Here is an 18,574-nt window from a genome sequence, read left to right as displayed (position 1 = left end):
CTGTTAAGTAAAATACCTAAGCCTGTATTTTGAATGCAGGCTTTTTTGTTTTTCTTCTCTAATAAGTGAATGTTGCAGTGCAAATCAGCCGTAGACCTCAAAAAGACAGTCAGCACCTGCCCGAATCTTTACATCCAAAGTTAAAGCAAATATATGCCGATAGAGGCATAACAAAAGCTGCACAGCTTAACCGCAGTGCCAAAGCATTGTTGCATTACAATCAATTACAAGGTGTAGATAAAGCGGTAAGTTTGTTAGCCGAAGCAATCGCAAGTAACAAAAAAATCATCATAGTGGGTGATTTTGATGCGGATGGTGCGACGAGTACTGCACTTTCTATGATGAGTCTACGCATGATGGGGTCGACTCATCATGATTATCTGGTGCCAAATCGATTCGATTTTGGGTACGGCCTAAGTCCAGAGATTGTAGCGGTCGCTGCTGAACAAAATGCAGATGTGATCATGACTGTAGACAATGGTATTGCTTGTTTTGCTGGAGTTGAAAAAGCCAAGTCCTTAGGTATGACTGTGATAGTGACCGACCATCACTTGGCCGCTGAATCACTGCCGGTGGCCGATGCTATAGTTAATCCAAACCAACCAGGTTGCGGGTTTCTATCTAAAAATTTGGCGGGTGTAGGAGTAGCTTTCTATTTGATGCTGGCCTTAAGAGCAGAGCTAAAAACTAATACTTGGTTTGAGCAGCAAGGTATACCCGTCCCTAATCTTGCCGATTTGCTTGATGTGGTGGCACTAGGCACTGTCGCCGATGTGGTGCCTTTAGACGATAATAACCGCATATTGGTTCATCAAGGATTACAACGTATTCGCAGTGACAAATGTCGTCCGGGCATTCAGGCAATAATTGACGTGGCGGGTAGAGAAAAAAGCCGTTTAGTGGCCTCTGATTTAGGTTTTGTAGTCGGACCTCGCCTAAATGCGGCGGGGCGTTTGGATGATATGTCGCTGGGTATTGAATGTTTATTAACAGATGATCCCGCAAGAGCCCGGCAAATAGCGGTGCAACTCGATAGCCTCAATCGAGAAAGACGTGAAATCGAAGGCTCGATGCAACAGGAAGCGGTGCAAGCTTTAGATAAATTAAACCTTGATGCCTGCACTTTGCCTTACGGCTTAGTTTTGTATCAAAGTGATTATCATCAAGGTGTAATCGGCATTTTAGCAGGGCGCATTAAAGATAAATATTATCGCCCCACTATCGCTTTTGCTCACCAAGATGACAAAACCCTAAAAGGCTCGGCTCGTTCTATTCCTGGACTACATATTCGTGATTTGCTCGAAGAAATAAACAATCGTTATCCAGATATTATTGATAAATTTGGTGGGCACGCTATGGCAGCTGGGCTCAGTTTACCCGCAAAGAACTTATCGGCATTTGAACAAGTATTTCATCAAATCGCCGAAGAAAACCTTAAAGATAAACCTTTATCGGGTGAGTTAGTTTCAGATGGTGAGTTGCAGTCAGACCAACTTACTTTGGCGTTTGCCCAATGTTTGAAAGACGCTGGCCCTTGGGGACAGGGGTTTCCCGAGCCTTTATTTGATGGTGAGTTTCAATTGGTAGACCAGCGCTTAGTAGGCAGTAAACACCTAAAAATGTTAGTCAAACATGAAACTGGCGCATTAATCGATGCCATAGCCTTTAACGTAGATTTATCGCTGTGGCCCAATCCACAATGCAGTCATGTCAACCTTGCCTATAAGTTAGATATTAACGAATTTAGAGGAAAAATCAGTCTGCAATTAATGGTTGAAGGGCTAGTGGCAATATAGCTTTGCAACACTTTGTATTCGAGTCTAATGATATCTGGGATTAACGCGCATCATGCTGTTTGCGCAATGAATTTTCAATATTAAAAGGTATAAGTGCTAACAGTCTTTAGAGAAATTACGAAAAGTGCTAAACTACTTTTTTTAGCGAACTAATTAGTGGCCATGGCAAAAAAATCTGACGTAGAGAAGTTACTTGATAAACACGAAAATCTGACCCATTCGGAAGAAATGGTTGTAGTGTCTCATGTGCAACGTAATGAAGATGATTGGTTTTTAAATACCCTAATGGTTGAGGGTACAGAGGTACCTTTTAAATTCCGACGACGAAAAGCATATAAGAACCTGACTGGTGCCAGAGTGAATCTCACTTATTATCCCATGGTTGAAGAAATAGCCGGTATGGAATTTGAAGCCATGAAAGTTGTGCGTATTAAAGTGAGTTAGTTTTAGGCTTTTTATTAAGGGTTTTGCTGGTGGTACCTGAGCAACTAACAGGATTTTTGTTACATAGGCGCTCATATCGAGAAACTAGTTATTTAACCGATTTCTTTACCCTTGAATGGGGTAAATTAAGCGCTGTTGTTCGCGGTGTGCGGGGCACAAAAGGCGATAAAAAAAGTTTACTTCAGTCATTTCAGCCCTTGTTGCTCTCGATTTCAGGTAAACATGAGTTGCGCAATCTTCATCAATTGGAATTCAATGGCTCCATGTTGCAGCTTGTTGGCAACCAGCTATTTTCGGCCATGTATTTAAACGAATTGCTGAATCGCCTTTTACCTAAAGAAGTTCCTCACCCTGAATTATTTTTTTCTTACCAACACAGTCTTGAGTGGTTGAGCGACAATGGGGAAATCGAACCTTGTTTGCGTCAATTTGAATTATTGTTATTGCAAGAATTAGGGTACGGAATCGATCTCACTCAAGACTTTGAAAATGGTCAAAGGGTTGAGGCCGGAATTGAATATTGTTTAGTGCTAGAAAATGGTCTTAAACGTATCAACAACAAGGGGCCAGGCAGCAATCGATTTAGTGGTGAATCCTTGTTGCAGATGAGTCAACAGGTATGGACACAAGACAGTCTACAATGTGCCAAACGTATCACCAGAATGGCATTTTCGCCATTGCTGGGCCATAAACCATTAAAGAGTCGCGAATTGTTTCAACAAACGTGGACCAAAAGCAAACCAGACCCTATTAGGAATGTGAAATGAAGCAAATTTTACTCGGTGTGAATATTGATCACATTGCGACCTTGCGTAATGCCAGAGGCACAGCTTATCCCGATCCTGTACACGCTGCCGAAGTGGCAGAGCGCGCCGGCGCTGATGGTATTACTGTACATCTGCGTGAAGATCGCAGGCACATAAACGACCGCGACGTCAGTATTCTCAAACAAACCATACAAACCCGCATGAACCTTGAGATGGCAGTCACAGAAGAAATGTTACTGATTGCCGAGCAAACACGTCCGGAGTTTTGCTGTTTGGTGCCAGAAAAGCGCGAAGAGCTCACCACCGAAGGTGGCTTAGATGTGGCAGGCAACCAAGGCCGCATCACCGCTGCTTGTGCGCGCTTAGGCGCTGCAGGCATTTTAGTGTCGCTGTTTATTGATGCCGATAAAACACAAATTGATGCCGCTATAGAGGCAAAAGCACCTTATATAGAAATTCATACGGGGCAATATGCAGATGCTAACAATGCAGCAGAACAAGAGCGGGAATTAGCTATCTTGGTTGAGGGCATTCAATACGCTCATAGCAAAGGCTTGAAAGTGAATGCCGGTCATGGTTTGCATTATCACAATGTTAAACCTATCGCCGCAATCCCTGAATTGTATGAGCTTAATATTGGCCATGCCATTATCGCCCGCGCCGCCTTTGATGGCTTACATCAGGCTGTAAAAGATATGCGCCAATTAATGTTAGAAGCTAGAGCGTAAGCCATATGGCTATCATAGGATTAGGCACAGACATTGTGGAAATCGCAAGAATTGCCAATCAATTAGAAAAGTCACAGCGCTTGGCTCAGCGAGTGCTTACCCCATCAGAAATGTTGACCTTTAGCGCCAGCAAATTCCCAGAACGATTTTTGGCTAAGCGCTTTGCCGCTAAGGAAGCCGCAGTAAAAGCTTTAGGCACAGGCATTGGCAATGGCATAAGTTTTCAAGATGTAGAGGTGGTGAATTTGTCTTCGGGCCAACCGACATTAATATTTTCCAGTAAATTTGCTGAATTGTGCAAAGCCCGTGATATTAATCATAGTTTTGTTTCGATTTCAGATGAACAACATTACGCTATGGCGACTGTGGTTTTAGAGTCTCAGTAAGGGCAAATGTAAATGGTTTCAATTCGTAAAGTACATGAAGAGCAACGTCCGCCGTTTGATGAGTGGTTGGCCGCTTTGAATTTGCCAGAAACAAGTAAGCAAAAACTCAGAGACGTGTCTGATACGCCTGAAATTCTGTTGATTGGCCAAGAAATGGTAGAAATTCTTCATGAGTTACATATGGATGACGAAACCCTACAAGCCGCGCTCATTTATCCTTACTGCGAGGCCCATCAACTAAGCGAAGAGCAAATTTCCGAACAATTTGGCGAAGGTATCTTAAAGCTCATAGTAGGCGTTCGGCGTATGGATGCGATCAAATCTTTACATGCTAGAGTAAACAGTCAAAACAAGCATGATGAAGCGCAAATCGACAACGTGCGGCGTATGTTGTTGGCTATGGTAGAAGATGTGCGGGCTGTGGTGCTGAAACTGGCTGAGCGAATTTGTGCCTTACAAAAAGTTAAACATGCCGACGAAGAAACACGGGTATTAGTCGCGCGAGAATGTGCCAATATCTACGCACCCTTGGCAAACCGATTGGGTATTGGCCAGTTAAAGTGGGAATTAGAAGATCATTCTTTTCGCTATTTGCACCCCAATACCTATAAACAAATAGCCAGCTTACTTGATGAACGTCGCAGCGACCGCCAGCAATATATTGAGGACTTTGTAGCGCAACTGCAAAGTGTACTAGATGCGCAAAACATCAAAGCTAAGGTGTATGGCAGACCTAAGCACATTTACAGTATCTGGAAAAAGATGCAGAAAAAGCATCTAGGTTTTGAACAACTTTATGATATTCGAGCAGTACGAATTATTGCCGAACGCATGCAAGATTGTTACGCAGCATTAGGTATAGTACACGCCAATTGGAAACATATTCCTCAAGAATTCGATGACTATATTGCCACTCCTAAACCTAATGGTTACCAATCCATTCATACTGTGACTATAGGAAAACAGGGCAAAAACATCGAAATTCAAATTCGCACCGCGCAAATGCACGAAGATGCAGAGTTAGGCGTAGCCGCACATTGGCGCTATAAAGAAGGGGCCACTTCCAGTCGTTCAGGCTATGAAGAACGCATAAATTGGCTGCGTAAAATATTGCAGTGGCAAGAAGAAGTCGCCGACAGTGGCGATTTGGTTGAAGAGCTACGAAGCCAAGTATTTGATGACCGGGTGTATGTGTTTACACCAAAAGGCGATGTGGTGGACTTGCCACTTGGTTCCACGCCTCTTGATTTTGCTTATTACATTCACAGTAATGTGGGGCACAGATGCGTTGGTGCTAAAATAGCCGGTAGAATTGTGCCTTTTACTTATGTGCTACAAACCGGCGATCAGGTTGAGATCCTTACCACCAAACAGGCCAACCCCAGCCGAGATTGGATGCATCACGGGCTGGGCTATGTGTATTCGTCACGCGCACGAGCAAAGATCCAAACCTACTTTAAAAAGCAAGATAAAGACAAAAACCAGCATGCCGGTAAAGAGTTACTCGATAGAGAACTGGGCAAACTTAATATTGAACCGAAACTGGCTGGTGAGGCAACTTCCCGTTTTAATATGCAAAATCTCGAGGACCTATACGCTGCTATAGGTGGCGGCGATGTGCGTATTATGCAAGTTGTGAACTTTTTACAGCAAAAATATCAGCCTGAACCCGAATTAAAGATTAGAGCTAAAAAGCCTCAAGCAGCTAAGTTAAAAAAAGACAGCATAATAGTTGAAGGGGTGGGCAATTTATTAAATCAAATTGCGGGCTGTTGCCAACCCCTTCCCGGTGAAGCAATTTTAGGTTATATCACCCAAGGCCGTGGTGTTAGCGTGCATCGTGAAGACTGCGAGCAACTCCATAGCTTGTTAGAACAGCATCCAGAGCGGCAAATTGAAGTCAATTGGGCCAGTAATTTACAAGCCGCGTTTCAAACCAAAGTAGATGTGTTGTGTGATGATAGATCCGGAGTATTGCGAGATGTCACCACAGTTATTGCCAATGAACAGGTGAGTTTACTCGGGGTAAACAGCAGCACGGATACAAAATTAAATCGAGCTAAAATAGAACTCAAATTAGAGGTAAAAGACTTACGCCTTTTATCAAAAGCCATGAGCCGCCTACAGCTAATTAAGGGTGTAACTGATGTTATAAAGGTAGATAAATAGCATGAGTCTATCTAAACAATCAAACTCTGGCCAAGTGTCGCGATTATTAAAGATCATGCAGCAATTGCGAGATCCTGTTATCGGGTGTCCTTGGGATCAAAAACAAAGTTTCGCAAGCATAGTGCCCCACACTATTGAAGAGGCTTATGAACTTGCCGAGGCGATTTTAAGTGGCGATACGCAAGATGTTAAAGATGAGCTGGGTGATTTGTTGTTTCAGGTGGTGTTTTACGCTCAGCTAGGAAAAGAGCAAGGTGACTTTGATTTTGATGATGTTGTGACGGCTATCAGCGATAAATTAATCAGGCGTCATCCCCATGTTTTTGCCTATGGAGAGCAAAAATCAGAACAAGGGTTAAACCAACAGTGGGAGCAAATAAAAGCCCAAGAGCGAGCCAATAAAAATCAAGGGCAAGATACCAGCCTATTGGCTAATATCCCCAAGGGCATGACGCCTTTATTAGCCGCACAAAAAATCCAGAAAAAATGCGCCCAAGTCGGTTTTGACTGGACTGAATTACCACCAGTGGTAGATAAAGTTCACGAAGAAATTGCCGAAGTATTGGCAGAAGTAAATACGCCAAAACCCGATCAAGAGGCCATTGAAGAAGAAGTAGGAGATTTATTGTTTGCCGTGGTTAATTTAGCTAGGCATACCTCTGTTAATGCCGAAACCGCCCTGATAAAAGCCAACCGCAAATTCGAAAAACGTTTTAGACAAGTTGAACAAGTCATAAAAAACCAAGGGCTGAGTATGGAAACTGCCGACTTACAGCAAATGGAAGCTGCCTGGCAACAGATTAAAAACAATAATTGACCCGAGCTAAATACCCATTTATTTTTCGAAAATATAAACTTTTTATGCCTGAGCTGCGACTTAAACAATATCTTTAAAAACTCAGCTTAGGAATATCTAATGAAAAAAGCCTTAGTTGCAGGTGGGATCCTGTGGTTTTTCTTGTTGCTTGGAGGGATAGCCTTATCCGCTGCTATTGACAAGCAATGTACTGCTAAGGTGACCCCAGTGACAGTCGACTCCAACGATGGATTGAATGAAATAACGCCGCTGAACAGTTATACCGCTCACCTGCCTTTGCGTTGAAACATGGCAGATGGCGGATCAAATATCCGCCTTGCTAACCTTAGATTATTACGCCTCAAAGTCAGTCCTAATAACGCTAGAATTATGTAGCCCAAACTACCTCCACCAGAGGAATTTGGCGCTGTAACCGTCGGAGGGCCTGATGGTGGATCTTTATCATCAGGCGGTGAGTTATCCACGGGCGTGAATTTTAGATGACGAATAAAGCCTTTATCTTGCCCTTCTGCTGCTTCGGGATCTTTGTTATAAGTCCAATTAATTATATTGGTACCTGGCGCTAAACTAACACTATATTCAGTGAAATCGACCTCACCAGATATGTAGGTTATCAAGCTGCCATTTACGTAAAGATATAGGGCATCATAAGGTTCAAAGTCGGGATCGGTTTCTTCTAACTCAGTGTTTGCTTCAGAAGAAACTGACCAATCAAATGTTAGCACTCCTTCTCCAGCAATTTGCGCCACTAAAATACTGTCTTGTAAGTTACTTGTGGTACCACTGTCTAGGCCTTCAACTGAATTTGCTACCCACCCAGCTCTGTCATTTGTGCCACCGGTAAATAGTGTCACAGCGTCAGAGGTGCTACCCGCTATGGCCAATAGTTCACCAGCTTTGTTAATTGTAGTGCCTGACACTAAGGCGCTACTTGTGGCTACTTGCGCGTTGTCGGTGGTAATGGTTAATTCTGCCGATACTTGGTTAGCTATAGCTGGCAGATAACTCACACTCAGCTGGCAACTACTACCCGCAGCTAAAGCGCTGCAACTACTGGCGTCCAAGGTGAAATCACTTGCTCCGGTAAGCTGAAAGCTCAGTTCAACATCGATGTCACTGTTGTTGCTAACTCTAAGTTCAGTTGTTTGCTCTTCACCTTCAAGACCAACACCAAAGTCGTGACTTTGGGTGATGGCAATACCTTGGGTGATAGCTGACATCCACCCTTTAAAGACCGAAACTCTGGTGTATACCCCAGGAAATCCAGCTTCGGCGCAGCCATAGCCCCAACTGACTAATCCAACTTGCTGTACACCTACACCGGTATTGATAACTAATGGACCACCACTGTCACCTTGGCATGACCCTTTACCGCCTGTAGTTACGGCTGCACATATCATTTTATCGGTGACATTAACGCTGCTAGGGGATGCGCCAAAACTTTCAGCTATTTCAGCGCGGCATTGGGCGTTAGTGGATAACCTTAGATCTACCTTATGAAGAATATCGGGAAAATCCTTGGTTGGGCCTTCACTTGGCGCATAACCGAGTCGTCCACCCCAGCCAGCTACCGTGGCGACACTATTCTCAGTTGCATATAGGTTGGTTACTATAGGCTCGGCTATTTGCACGCCGGCAATGTCCACTGAAGCAACAAGTTCAACTAAGGCAATATCGTTATCATATTTTTTGTCGTCGTAACCAGGGTGAATATAAATATTGGCAATATCGATGGCGTTTGCTGCACCATCAGATAAGTCGTATTCTCCCACATTCATTTTTAACTGACGGGCATTAGGGCCATCCACACAATGGGCTGCGGTAAGTACCCACCTATCACCTAAAAACGAAGCGCCGCATGAGGAGTCTTGTTGTAATTGCGCGGTAACACTGACCGACAACGCAGCCATACTGCCAACTTGCTGCAACAGAGCTAATCCATCTTCTTGGGTTACGGCCACAACGGGGATAGAGCCTGAGTAGTCTTCACCTAAAGTGCCTGAGATATTGCCTTGCTCTTCATTGTTATAGATGATGGCTCCTATGCCACCGCCGGCTTCACAATTATCGGCTTTCTCGGAAAAATTAACCTCGCCACGCTCTATTAAGCAAATATTACCCGTTACATCAGTGCAAACTGAATCGCCTATACCACAACTTGTGATGATGCCATTGGCTTGTCCGCCTGTTCCTTCTGTGAAGGCTCTAGTTTCAAAATTAGCATTGTTGACACTTAAGGTTGTCACTAGCTCAGTATAAGTAGCCACATAGGCCGTCATCCACGGCCAGTTTTGTTTTGTGGCTTTCTCGCCGCCTACTATGCGCGTTTCAGCGGCTTGATCTTTGCCTTGGGTCGATGCGTTTAGCGGACTAATCGCCGCTACAGCCCAGCCGTATAGTAACATTAGGGCGGTTGTGCTCCCCGCTTTTATCAATCTTGTACTCATATATTCCCCACGAATTTGCTCACTAAATTGTTTTAAAACGCAGTCAAACTGCGTTGTTCATTTTGAGCATTAAACTTGAATTGTTTTCCAGCGGCCAACGCGAAATAAAATAACTGAGCCTATGGCAATAAAAAACGATGCAATGGAAATAGCTAAAAAGACACCAGAGGGTCCCATTTGCAACGTCACCGCAAGCCAGTATGCGATGGGTATTTGCAATAACCAGTAACAAACAAAGTTAATCGCCGTTGGCGTCATAGTATCACCCGCACCGTTAAAGGCTTGTACTAAGGTCATACCTATTGCGAAGAAGCCATACCCATATGCTATAAGCTCTAAACATTGTGCCCCATAAAAAATAACCTGATTGTCTTCGCTAAAGAGCTTAATAATATTGCTTGAAAATAAGTAAAAAACTACCGCAACGAACAACATAAAAATGAGATTGTATTTAGTAATCGCCCATACCGATTGCTCGGCGCGCAGGGCTTGGTTGGCTCCTAAGTTTTGACCTACTAGAGTTGCCGCGGCGTTACTTAGTCCCCAAGCGGGTAAAATAGCAAACATCATGACTCTTACTGCTACCGTATAGCCAGCAACGGCATCGCTGCCAAAGTGAGAGACTATTCTGACTAAGAATACCCAGCTGGCGGTCGCAATTAAAAATTGCAAAACCCCACCCACCGATACTTTAAGTAAGCCGCCAATAACGGCAAAGTCCAACTTCAATTTATCGAGGCACACTTGAATTTTGCCTTTAATCGAAAATAAATGGTAAAGCTGATACAGCACCCCAATACTACGACCAATAGTGGTAGCAACAGCCGCACCAGTTAATCCCATTTCTGGAAAGGGACCAATTCCAAAGATCAACATAGGATCAAGAACAATATTAATACCACTGGCTAACCATAGAGATTTCATGGCGATTTTGGCGTCTCCCGCGCCTCGAAAAATTGCATTGAACAGGAACAAGAAAAGAATACTGATACAGCCACCAAACATCACTGAGGCATAACCTTCTCCTTGAAGCGCCACGTCTTTGGTTGCGCCCATTAGCTGTAACAAATCGATTGCGTAAATACTCCCGGGAATACCCACAGCTAAAGCAACACCTAATCCCAGCCAAATGGTTTGCGCGGCAACGTGATTAGCGCCGTCAATATTGTCTTCGCCAACTCTGCGAGCGACAGTCGCCGTGACCGCCATTCCAAGACCAATGGCCACGGCGTATAAGAGTGTAATTATTCCTTCTGTTAAGCCAACCACGGCTATGGCAGATGATCCTAGGGCCGCGACAAAAAAGATGTCGGTAATCGCGAAAACCGACTCCATCATCATTTCCAGCACCATTGGAACAGATAGCAAAAACGCTGCTCGTCCTATTGAACCTTTGGTTAAATCTTCTTGATTGTCGCCACTTAAAGCTTGTTTGAATAAAGCAAATAATGATTGATTTGCAGGTGTAAATGTTTGATTTGGCATAATAAATTTTCCACAACCTAAAAAGCTATTACAATTTTTCACTATGAAAAAAACGTAATAATGTTAGGTCTAAACTAAATTTTTTGATTGGCGTAAAAGCCTTTGTTTGGGCTGAAAGCCCTTTAGGATTATGCTCGGATGGAAATCTCTGATTTCACAACCGAAAATATAACCGCTATTGAAACACTGGCAACTGAATTGTTCATTGGCTTGCTCGGTTGTAAATTAGGTGGTAAGAATGCATCTATTGATTCGTTTTGTCAAAAATTAATCAACAGATCTAAAAGTTCAATAGATCCGTATAAGGCATAACAACTACTGGTATCTAGCTAAAGATAACTTCTAACAATTAAGGTACTGATCAACATGCAGTATATTCGCACTCTTATTTTTTATTTTATTGCCCTATGTTTAGCGACTTTAATGGTTTGCAGTGGCAGTGATGGTGGCAAAATAATGGCAGTTAATGACAGCCTTTCACTGAGTGTTTTTGCTGGCAGTTCTTTAATTATATTTGCCATGCAGTGGCTGGCATTTATCCCCGCTTATTTATTTAAGACAGAACATTTTTATGATTTAACCGGAAGTATCACCTATATTTCTGTTGTTATTTTTGCTGCTCTGCAAAGTCCACCTCTTGATATTCGTTCAATAATTCTGGTGTGTCTAATAGGTGTTTGGGCCGCACGGCTAGGTAGTTTTCTATTCTTAAGAGTCGTTAAGCAAGGTTCAGATAGTCGTTTTGATGAAATAAAACATAATTTTTGGCGGTTCTCAATTACGTGGACTTTACAGGGACTGTGGGTGTTAATGACTGCGGGAGCCGCATTTGCAGCAATTACTTCGGGTCATCAAAGGGAATTTGGGATCATGGGAAGTGTAGGTTTAATTGTATGGTCAATTGGTTTTGCTTATGAAGTGATTGCCGATAATCAAAAGCAACAATTTCGAAAGCAAAATAATAGTAATACCGATTTTATCCAAACGGGCTTATGGTCGCGTTCTCGTCACCCCAATTATTTTGGTGAAATATTAGTGTGGTTGGGGGTGGCTATTATTGCTTATCCTGCGTTATATCAATGGCAATTGATAACCTTAATATCTCCGATTTTTGTGGCGTTTTTATTGATTCGGGTTAGCGGTGTTCCTCAACAACAAAAACAAGCAGAGCAACGTTGGAAAGATAATCAAAACTACCAGGAATACAAAGCCTCAACACCTGTGTTGATCCCAAAGTTATTTAAATGATTTCTAAAGGGATGTTGTGACTTCAAAAAAATCAACAAGATAATGTGGTCGAACATTTCTAAAGTCTTATGAAATAGTATCGATAACCTAAGTACCTTAACTATTTTAATCGATTTTGACTTTGAGCATCGCTGCTAATGAAAATCATGGAAGCTTAGAAGCTAACAATGAGTTGTTGCTTGCTAATGACTATGAATTAAACGGCACTGTTAATCGTGCCGCCAATGAAGGGGCGAAGTTCGCGCTAATTATGGCGATGCTTGAGCAAGATTGCAGTCATCGCCCACAATTAGAAAAGCCTCCCGAAATAACCCAGACTTCGAACTTTTCAGGTGATAATAATTTTTATCCTTCGCAACCTTTAAGTGCTAATGACAACTATTGGCAAACTTGCCAACAAACGCAACGGTACATTCAACATGGACACCTGAAGAGCGCACAGCTTTGGTTAACTATGCATCCAGAGCCTTTATCACAACATAACAATGCCGATATTATCGATGTGGAAGTCATCGCCAATTGCAGTAGCAATACGCAAGCTAGATTGCAGCAAAAACAGCAACAATTAGTAAAAGTTGACGAAACTCAGTTGTACGATATTTTGCAACAGCTCGAACCCAAAACCTCGCCAGACTTAGAGCAAGCCAGTTAAAGTCAGGCGTTCAATTAAGTCACAATTATGAAAAACCTAAGTCTTCGCTGTAGGCGAATAGCGAAGGGGCGCCACCTGTATGCCAAAAAAGCACCTTATCATTTTTAGTGAGCTTCCCTATTCGGATCAAATCAATCAGTCCTGCCATGGCTCTCCCTGTGTAAACTGGATCCAGTAAAACCCCTTCATACTTGGCCATTAGCGCAATAGCTTCTTTATCTCGCTCACTAACCACGCCATACCCAGCACCAACATAATCTGAATTTAAAATGAGTTGTGGATCAGAAAAGCTATAATTCAAGCCGATAGATTTTGCAGTGTTATTAACCAGTCGCACTATGGTTTGAGACAACTCACCGCTTGCCACGTTTTCTTTGTCAATATTGATACCAAGCAAATCAAAAGTTTTGTGATGAATTTCTTTGCCGAGAATTAATCCAGCGTGTGTCCCACCAGAGCAGGATGCAAACACCAGATGGGAATATTCATCAGCTTGCTGTTGCGGCTTCAGCTCACCAACTGCATTAATAAAAGACATGGCTCCTAACTCGTTCGAGCCACCATAAGGCACTAAATAAGGTTTTCTACCTGAGGCCTTAAGCTGTGCTGTTATTCGCTGGATATCCTCACCTTTACGATTATCTCCAGTCCAGTGAATATGAGAGTCAAACATTTTATCTAACAGTAAATTACCTTGGCACGTTGCAGGAGATTCACCGCCTAATAGTAAATGGCATTGCAAGTTTAACATGGCTGCCGCTGCAGCGGTTTGGCGGCAATGGTTAGACTGGGCTGCACCTGCAGTAATAACAGTGTCACAGCCTTGTTGCAGGGCATCAGCCAAAATATATTCTAGCTTTCGGGTTTTATTGCCACCTAAAGCCAAGCCTGTTAGATCGTCTCTTTTTATAAATATTTTGGGGCCACCTAAAAAGTGACTTAGCCTAGTTAATTCAACCTCGGGTGTAGGGAAAAAACCTAAAGATGTTTTTGCAAATTGTTTAATGACCATAAACCGCTTCTTACGTTTAGATGTGCTAAAAATGAGTATACCGTTATGAGAAAGTGAATGTACCTTCATCATTTAAGATTGAATTTAACTTTGCAGTATGAGTGTGTATCATGCGCGCCATTATATATCTTGTGAAGATATGATTAAGGTAAAAACTGACTGAACAGCTATGCAAAATAACAATTCTTGTTTTACGCGTTTTACAACTTCAACAAAGCAATATAGCTTACCAAAGCGTTTTACCTTTCCTTTTTATTATCAACCTCATCCACTTTGTGTGTTGGCGGCAGAACAGTTACAACAACAGCTTAAATCAACTACCAATTGGCAGCACAATTTTGGATTGACTGACGACCCTAAAAACGTGATTGGTAAAATGTTTGGGGTGTTACTAGTCCAAAATTCTGAAGGTGAACTAGGCTATATCGCAGCTTTTTCAGGAAAATTGGCCGAACAAAGCCAAATTCAAGGTTTTGTGCCGCCAGTGTTTGATTTATTGGCTGAAGACAGTTTCTTTTTTGCTGAAAAAAACGCTATTAACCGCCTCAATAGTAAAATACAAGAATTGGAAAACGCCCCAGAGCTTTTGCAACTGACACAACAAATGGCCGCCTTTGAATCAGGGCAAAACCAACAGTTGCAAGAGTTACGACAAGAAACAATTGAAAACCGCAAAAAGCGCAAGTTGCAGCGACAATACCTAAAGCATGAAGTCGATCAAGACTTATTAAATGAATGCCTTAAAGCGCTAGCAAAACAAAGTGTTACTGACAAGTGGCGACTAAAGGAGTTAACCGAGCACCAGCATCAGGCAAAACAAAAGCAACAGGCGGCGTTGCACCAGCTCATTGCTCAAATTACTGACTTAAAGCGGCAACGAAAACAGCAATCAGCGGAATTACAAAATAAAATATTTGCTCAATATCAGTTTTTGAATAGAGACTTAGAAGTAAAAACACTGCTGGATATATTTGCTGAAACAGCATTCAAAACACCACCAGCAGGAGCGGGGGAGTGTGCTGCTCCAAAACTATTACAATATGCTTTTACCCATGGCCTTAAACCTTTAGCTATGGCCGAGTTTTGGTGGGGGGCGTCGCCGAAATCGGAGATTAAAAAGCATCAGCAATATTACCCTGCATGTTCTGGGAAATGTCAGCCCATTTTGAAGCATATGTTAAAAGGCATGGCGTTAGATGAAAACCCACTAACGTCGGATTCTGGCAAACATAAAGAACTAGACATTGTTTATAAAGATCCCGATATTTTAATTGTCAATAAACCTGCTGAGTTTCTGTCTGTTCCTGGGAAAGAGATCAGTGATTCGGTTTTTCAGCGCATTAAGCAGCAGTTTCCTGAAGCTACTGGCCCGTTAATTGTGCATCGACTCGACATGTCGACCTCTGGATTGATGGTGATCGCCCTAAATTCAGCCGCAAATAAAAGCTTGCAGAAACAATTTATTCGCCGCGAAGTACATAAACAATATGTGGCTTTAATAACAGGTTTACCGAAACAAGATTCAGGTGAGATTACTCTGCCATTGCGAGGTGATATATATGATCGTCCCAAGCAATTGGTTTGTCATAATAGTGGTAAGCAAGCACTGACTAAATGGCAAGTGCTGGAACGTAACTCGGATCAAAACCAGACTAGATTATTGCTAACTCCTCATACAGGCCGCACTCATCAGTTGCGGGTACATTGCGCCCATGCAGAAGGATTAAATATGCCTATTTTAGGCGACGATTTGTATGGCAGGCTAGATAATCGCTTGTATTTACATGCCCAGCGTTTAGAGATCACCCATCCGGTAAACAAAAAAAACATGGTGTTTCAGGTAGAAGCGAGTTTTTAAGTATCGAATCTTATTCGAGCGGCAAGTTGATTCTTGCGATGCAGCCATTAAATTGTTGGCCTAGGTCAGTTTTACCCACATTTTCAAGGGTCAAACTGCCTTTATGGCTTTCTAAAATTTGGCGGCACAATACTAAGCCAATGCCAGAGCCTGTGGTTTTAGTTGAATAAAAAGGCACAAAAATATTGGCCAAATTGGTGATCCCCACACCCGAATCAATAATGCTTAACCGAAAAAAATGGGTGTCCATATCCCACAATATTTTAACTGGAGCACCCGCTTCAATAGCATTTTTTACCAAATTAATCAGTACCTGCTCTAACATCGCCTCATCACCAACTAACTCAACAGTTTGCTCTAAGAGTGTCGCTTCTAGGTGAATCACACCTTCTTCGAAAAGACCCATAACACGTTGAATTAACTGATTAAAATTGAAAAACCTTTTGTTTGGAACGGGTAAACGAGCCAAACGAGCATAACGCTTGATAAATTCACTTAGACTTACCGCCCGTTCGTTAATAATGTCCAAGCCTTGCAATATATCTTGCTGCTTCTCTGTGGGGGCTAGATGATTTTTCGTCAATGTCTGCAAAGTTTGGCTTAATGAAGAAATAGGAAACAATGAATTATTCACTTCATGACTGACTACGCGCATCAAATTCTTCCACGCATTGAGTTCTTCGTTGCGTAATACTTGGCGTAAGTCGGTTATAAACAGTAATTGTCGTTGTTGACCTTTATCTCGATACCCTTCACAACGGACCTGCCAACGTCCTGTGGCACCGGCGAAGGCATGTTCAATAAGTTGCGGTTGGTGGTGATCTAGAAATGCCGCTAGTTGTAAATCGAAGGCGTTTTTACCCATAAGTTTGTCAAACTCAAGGGCTAATAATTTGGCTGCGGCCGGGTTGGCTAGTTTGACATTTTGGTGGCTATCAAATGCAAAAATGGCTACGTCTATCTGGGCAATGGTTTTTTCTAATAGTTTGTTGGCTTCTTCGGAGGTGATTTTTTGTAGCGCTAATACGTCGGTTAATTCATTAATTTGCGTAATCAGATGGAACAAAGGATCGTCAGCAGAATGCACCTTGCCCCTTATAGTAAAATCTTCGGTGCGGATCCCTTCTAATAAATTGCTTAATGTCTGGAAATGATAGTTGAGTTGCTGCTTTAGATGCCAACAATAACCTAGCGCCAAAAATGTCAGTAGAATGCTTATTAGCCATTTTCCATAACTGGATAAATCCCAATGCCATAACAGAAAATACACGCTAAATAGCAAAGGCAACATAACCAAAATGGCCTGCAATTGCATACGGTTTGCAAAGCCGAATAGGGACAAGCGGGGCCAAATAAAGCGTTTATTTGTTGTGGGATCGCTCACAATGCAAACTTTTCCAGCCTGCGATAAAAGGCACTTTTACTGTAACCCAACATTTGAGCAGCCTGTTTGGCGTTACCTTTAAATTTATTTAAAGCCATCACAATAAGCTTACGCTCTGCTTGCTCTAAACTCATATTTGCCCACTCTGAGTCTTCATCATTGTGAGATTTTGAGGTGGGCAGCAATAAATCTTCAGCTTGAATAACGCTATCTTTCGCCATCAATGTCGCTCGCTCTATTAAATGATCGAGTTCACGTACATTGCCAGGCCAAGTGTAGGCTTTCATTTTTGATTTTGCAGAATCACTAAAAGCTGTCACATGACGGCGGTATTTACGGGTATAGCGCTGCAATATCTGTTCAGCCAAAGGCTCTATGTCCTCCTGTCGATGGCGTAAACTGGGCATGGCAATTTCGATGCTATTGAGGCGGTACAACAAATCTTGGCGAAACTCTCCCTGCTCAACTAAGTGTGTTAAGTCCCCATTTGTGGCAGATATCACCCGAATATCAGCCTGTAAACTTTTGCTTGAGCCTAAGCGTTCGAATTGTCCGTCTTCTAGCACTTTAAGTAACTTAGGCTGTTGGGTCAGGGGGATATTGGCTATTTCATCCATAAACAAGGTGCCTGCTTTGGCTAGTTCTACGCGACCTATACGATCTGTCTTGGCATCGGTAAATGCGCCTTTGATATGCCCAAACATTTCTGATTCAAATACTTGTTCGTTGATAGCTCCCATATTGACTGCGACTAAGCTTTGCTCACGCCTTTGTGAGGCTTGATGAATAATGTGTGCTAATTGACTTTTGCCTGTGCCATTTTCACCTGTGATTAAAATGTTGATATCACTATCGGCCACCGATGCAACAATATCCATAACACCTTGCATGGCTTTTGATTGGCAAATCCACTGAGCGGGATGTTGTTGGGTTTGTAGTAATTGGTTTTCGGAGCGTAATCGCGCCGATTGTTGATGACTTTCTCCCAGTGCCAGCAAGTTACGGATGATATTAATGAGTCGGTTATTGTCACAGGGCTTTTCAATAAAATCATTGGCGCCCCTGTGCATGGACTCAACAGCAATATCAATGCTGCCCCAGCCAGTCATCACCACTATGGGAATGTTTTTGTCGAGTTTGCGTATGGCTGAAATTAGGGTTAAACCTTCTTGCCCCGATGTGGTATCGCTATGGTAATTTAAGTCCATTAAAATTAACCCATATTCGGCCAATTTTAGATTGTCCAGTACATCTTGCGGCGACTGTACCGCTCGGCTGGAATACCCTTCACACTTGAGTTGTAAGCTGATGGCCGAGAGAACATTAATATCATCATCGGCAATCAACAAGGGTTTGTCTATTAGTGACATAGTGGTAACTT

At 42.6% G+C, this 18,574-nt stretch carries 17 protein-coding genes; 12 read left to right on the top strand and 5 right to left on the bottom strand.

The window, feature by feature from the left end:
- Positions 1-77: 77 nt before the first annotated feature.
- The 8 genes from recJ to Q0688_RS19160 all read left to right on the top strand — a co-directional run bounded on the left by recJ (position 78) and on the right by Q0688_RS19160 (position 7,392).
- Entirely contained in the window at positions 78-1,796 is a 1,719-nt protein-coding gene (gene recJ / locus Q0688_RS19195; RefSeq protein WP_299080999.1) for a single-stranded-DNA-specific exonuclease RecJ, read from the top strand.
- 162 nt (positions 1,797-1,958) lie between these two features.
- Complete coding sequence (locus tag Q0688_RS19190; protein WP_299080996.1) at positions 1,959-2,240, top strand: hypothetical protein; 282 nt, start codon at positions 1,959-1,961, stop codon at positions 2,238-2,240.
- A gap of 29 nt (positions 2,241-2,269) precedes the next feature.
- On the top strand, positions 2,270-3,007 hold the full coding sequence (gene recO / locus Q0688_RS19185) for a DNA repair protein RecO (protein WP_299080993.1): 738 nt from the start codon (positions 2,270-2,272) through the stop codon (positions 3,005-3,007).
- Positions 3,004-3,735, top strand: coding sequence for a pyridoxine 5'-phosphate synthase (gene pdxJ / locus Q0688_RS19180; RefSeq protein ID WP_299080989.1), 732 nt, complete (start codon positions 3,004-3,006; stop codon positions 3,733-3,735). The genes recO and pdxJ overlap by 4 nt, the downstream gene beginning before the upstream one ends.
- A gap of 5 nt (positions 3,736-3,740) precedes the next feature.
- Positions 3,741-4,121, top strand: a complete 381-nt coding sequence (acpS, locus tag Q0688_RS19175; RefSeq protein ID WP_299080986.1) for a holo-ACP synthase — start codon at positions 3,741-3,743, stop codon at positions 4,119-4,121.
- 12 nt (positions 4,122-4,133) lie between these two features.
- Positions 4,134-6,290, top strand: a complete 2,157-nt coding sequence (gene relA / locus Q0688_RS19170; protein WP_299080980.1) for a GTP diphosphokinase — start codon at positions 4,134-4,136, stop codon at positions 6,288-6,290.
- A gap of 1 nt (position 6,291) precedes the next feature.
- Positions 6,292-7,107 carry a nucleoside triphosphate pyrophosphohydrolase gene (mazG, locus tag Q0688_RS19165; RefSeq protein ID WP_299080977.1) on the top strand — a complete coding sequence of 272 codons (816 nt, stop codon included), beginning with the start codon at positions 6,292-6,294 and terminating at the stop codon, positions 7,105-7,107.
- Between the two features lie 99 nt (positions 7,108-7,206).
- Positions 7,207-7,392: a hypothetical protein gene (locus tag Q0688_RS19160; RefSeq protein ID WP_299080971.1), complete on the top strand. Its 186-nt coding sequence runs from the start codon at positions 7,207-7,209 to the stop codon at positions 7,390-7,392.
- Here Q0688_RS19160 and Q0688_RS19155 read toward each other — a convergent pair.
- Positions 7,374-9,554 (bottom strand): trypsin-like serine protease, encoded by a 2,181-nt coding sequence (locus Q0688_RS19155; RefSeq protein ID WP_299080967.1) that lies wholly within the window; start codon positions 9,552-9,554, stop codon positions 7,374-7,376. The two genes, Q0688_RS19160 and Q0688_RS19155, sit on opposite strands and share 19 nt — an antisense overlap.
- A 69-nt stretch (positions 9,555-9,623) precedes the next feature.
- Positions 9,624-11,039 carry an MATE family efflux transporter gene (locus tag Q0688_RS19150; RefSeq protein WP_299080962.1) on the bottom strand — a complete coding sequence of 472 codons (1,416 nt, stop codon included), beginning with the start codon at positions 11,037-11,039 and terminating at the stop codon, positions 9,624-9,626.
- 138 nt (positions 11,040-11,177) lie between these two features.
- Between Q0688_RS19150 and Q0688_RS19145 the strand changes: the two genes are divergently transcribed.
- The 3 genes from Q0688_RS19145 (at position 11,178) to Q0688_RS19135 (ending at position 12,939) form a co-directional block, all read left to right on the top strand.
- On the top strand, positions 11,178-11,351 hold the full coding sequence (locus tag Q0688_RS19145; protein WP_299080961.1) for a hypothetical protein: 174 nt from the start codon (positions 11,178-11,180) through the stop codon (positions 11,349-11,351).
- A 54-nt stretch (positions 11,352-11,405) separates the two neighbouring features.
- Positions 11,406-12,287 carry a DUF1295 domain-containing protein gene (locus Q0688_RS19140; RefSeq protein ID WP_299080958.1) on the top strand — a complete coding sequence of 294 codons (882 nt, stop codon included), beginning with the start codon at positions 11,406-11,408 and terminating at the stop codon, positions 12,285-12,287.
- A gap of 121 nt (positions 12,288-12,408) precedes the next feature.
- The gene (locus tag Q0688_RS19135; RefSeq protein WP_299080956.1) at positions 12,409-12,939 is read left to right on the top strand and encodes a VC2046/SO_2500 family protein; all 531 of its coding nucleotides are present in this window, start codon (positions 12,409-12,411) and stop codon (positions 12,937-12,939) included.
- 25 nt (positions 12,940-12,964) lie between these two features.
- Here Q0688_RS19135 and Q0688_RS19130 read toward each other — a convergent pair whose 3' ends face one another.
- Positions 12,965-13,951 (bottom strand): D-cysteine desulfhydrase family protein, encoded by a 987-nt coding sequence (locus tag Q0688_RS19130; protein WP_299080953.1) that lies wholly within the window; start codon positions 13,949-13,951, stop codon positions 12,965-12,967.
- Positions 13,952-14,120: 169 nt separating this feature from the next.
- On the opposite strand from Q0688_RS19130, the gene Q0688_RS19125 reads away from it, so the two are divergent.
- Positions 14,121-15,809, top strand: coding sequence for an RluA family pseudouridine synthase (locus Q0688_RS19125; RefSeq protein WP_299080950.1), 1,689 nt, complete (start codon positions 14,121-14,123; stop codon positions 15,807-15,809).
- Positions 15,810-15,819: 10 nt separating this feature from the next.
- Here the strand turns inward: Q0688_RS19125 and Q0688_RS19120 are convergent, their stop codons facing one another.
- Both Q0688_RS19120 and Q0688_RS19115 read right to left on the bottom strand, forming a co-directional pair.
- The gene (locus Q0688_RS19120) at positions 15,820-17,193 is read right to left on the bottom strand and encodes an ATP-binding protein (protein ID WP_299080948.1); all 1,374 of its coding nucleotides are present in this window, start codon (positions 17,191-17,193) and stop codon (positions 15,820-15,822) included.
- Entirely contained in the window at positions 17,190-18,563 is a 1,374-nt protein-coding gene (locus Q0688_RS19115; protein WP_299080944.1) for a sigma-54 dependent transcriptional regulator, read from the bottom strand. The genes Q0688_RS19120 and Q0688_RS19115 overlap by 4 nt, the downstream gene beginning before the upstream one ends.
- Positions 18,564-18,574: the final 11 nt, after the last annotated feature.

It is taken from the genome of uncultured Paraglaciecola sp., from assembly GCF_937123705.1.
In the GTDB taxonomy this organism is placed as follows: domain Bacteria; phylum Pseudomonadota; class Gammaproteobacteria; order Enterobacterales; family Alteromonadaceae; genus Paraglaciecola.
This window is presented reverse-complemented; position numbering and strand designations above follow the sequence as displayed.

Bases quoted from the DNA above. Each gene is read 5' to 3' on its own strand.
- Q0688_RS19190 (WP_299080996.1), top strand. From the start codon at position 1,959: ATGGCAAAAAAATCTGACGTAGAGAAGTTACTTGATAAACACGAAAAT.
- pdxJ (WP_299080989.1), top strand. From the start codon at position 3,004: ATGAAGCAAATTTTACTCGGTGTGAATATTGATCACATTGCGACCTTG.
- acpS (WP_299080986.1), top strand. From the start codon at position 3,741: ATGGCTATCATAGGATTAGGCACAGACATTGTGGAAATCGCAAGAATT.
- relA (WP_299080980.1), top strand. From the start codon at position 4,134: ATGGTTTCAATTCGTAAAGTACATGAAGAGCAACGTCCGCCGTTTGAT.
- mazG (WP_299080977.1), top strand. From the start codon at position 6,292: ATGAGTCTATCTAAACAATCAAACTCTGGCCAAGTGTCGCGATTATTA.
- Q0688_RS19160 (WP_299080971.1), top strand. From the start codon at position 7,207: ATGAAAAAAGCCTTAGTTGCAGGTGGGATCCTGTGGTTTTTCTTGTTG.
- Q0688_RS19155 (WP_299080967.1), bottom strand. From the start codon at position 9,554: ATGAGTACAAGATTGATAAAAGCGGGGAGCACAACCGCCCTAATGTTA.
- Q0688_RS19150 (WP_299080962.1), bottom strand. From the start codon at position 11,039: ATGCCAAATCAAACATTTACACCTGCAAATCAATCATTATTTGCTTTA.
- Q0688_RS19145 (WP_299080961.1), top strand. From the start codon at position 11,178: ATGGAAATCTCTGATTTCACAACCGAAAATATAACCGCTATTGAAACA.
- Q0688_RS19140 (WP_299080958.1), top strand. From the start codon at position 11,406: ATGCAGTATATTCGCACTCTTATTTTTTATTTTATTGCCCTATGTTTA.
- Q0688_RS19130 (WP_299080953.1), bottom strand. From the start codon at position 13,951: ATGGTCATTAAACAATTTGCAAAAACATCTTTAGGTTTTTTCCCTACA.
- Q0688_RS19125 (WP_299080950.1), top strand. From the start codon at position 14,121: ATGCAAAATAACAATTCTTGTTTTACGCGTTTTACAACTTCAACAAAG.
- Q0688_RS19115 (WP_299080944.1), bottom strand. From the start codon at position 18,563: ATGTCACTAATAGACAAACCCTTGTTGATTGCCGATGATGATATTAAT.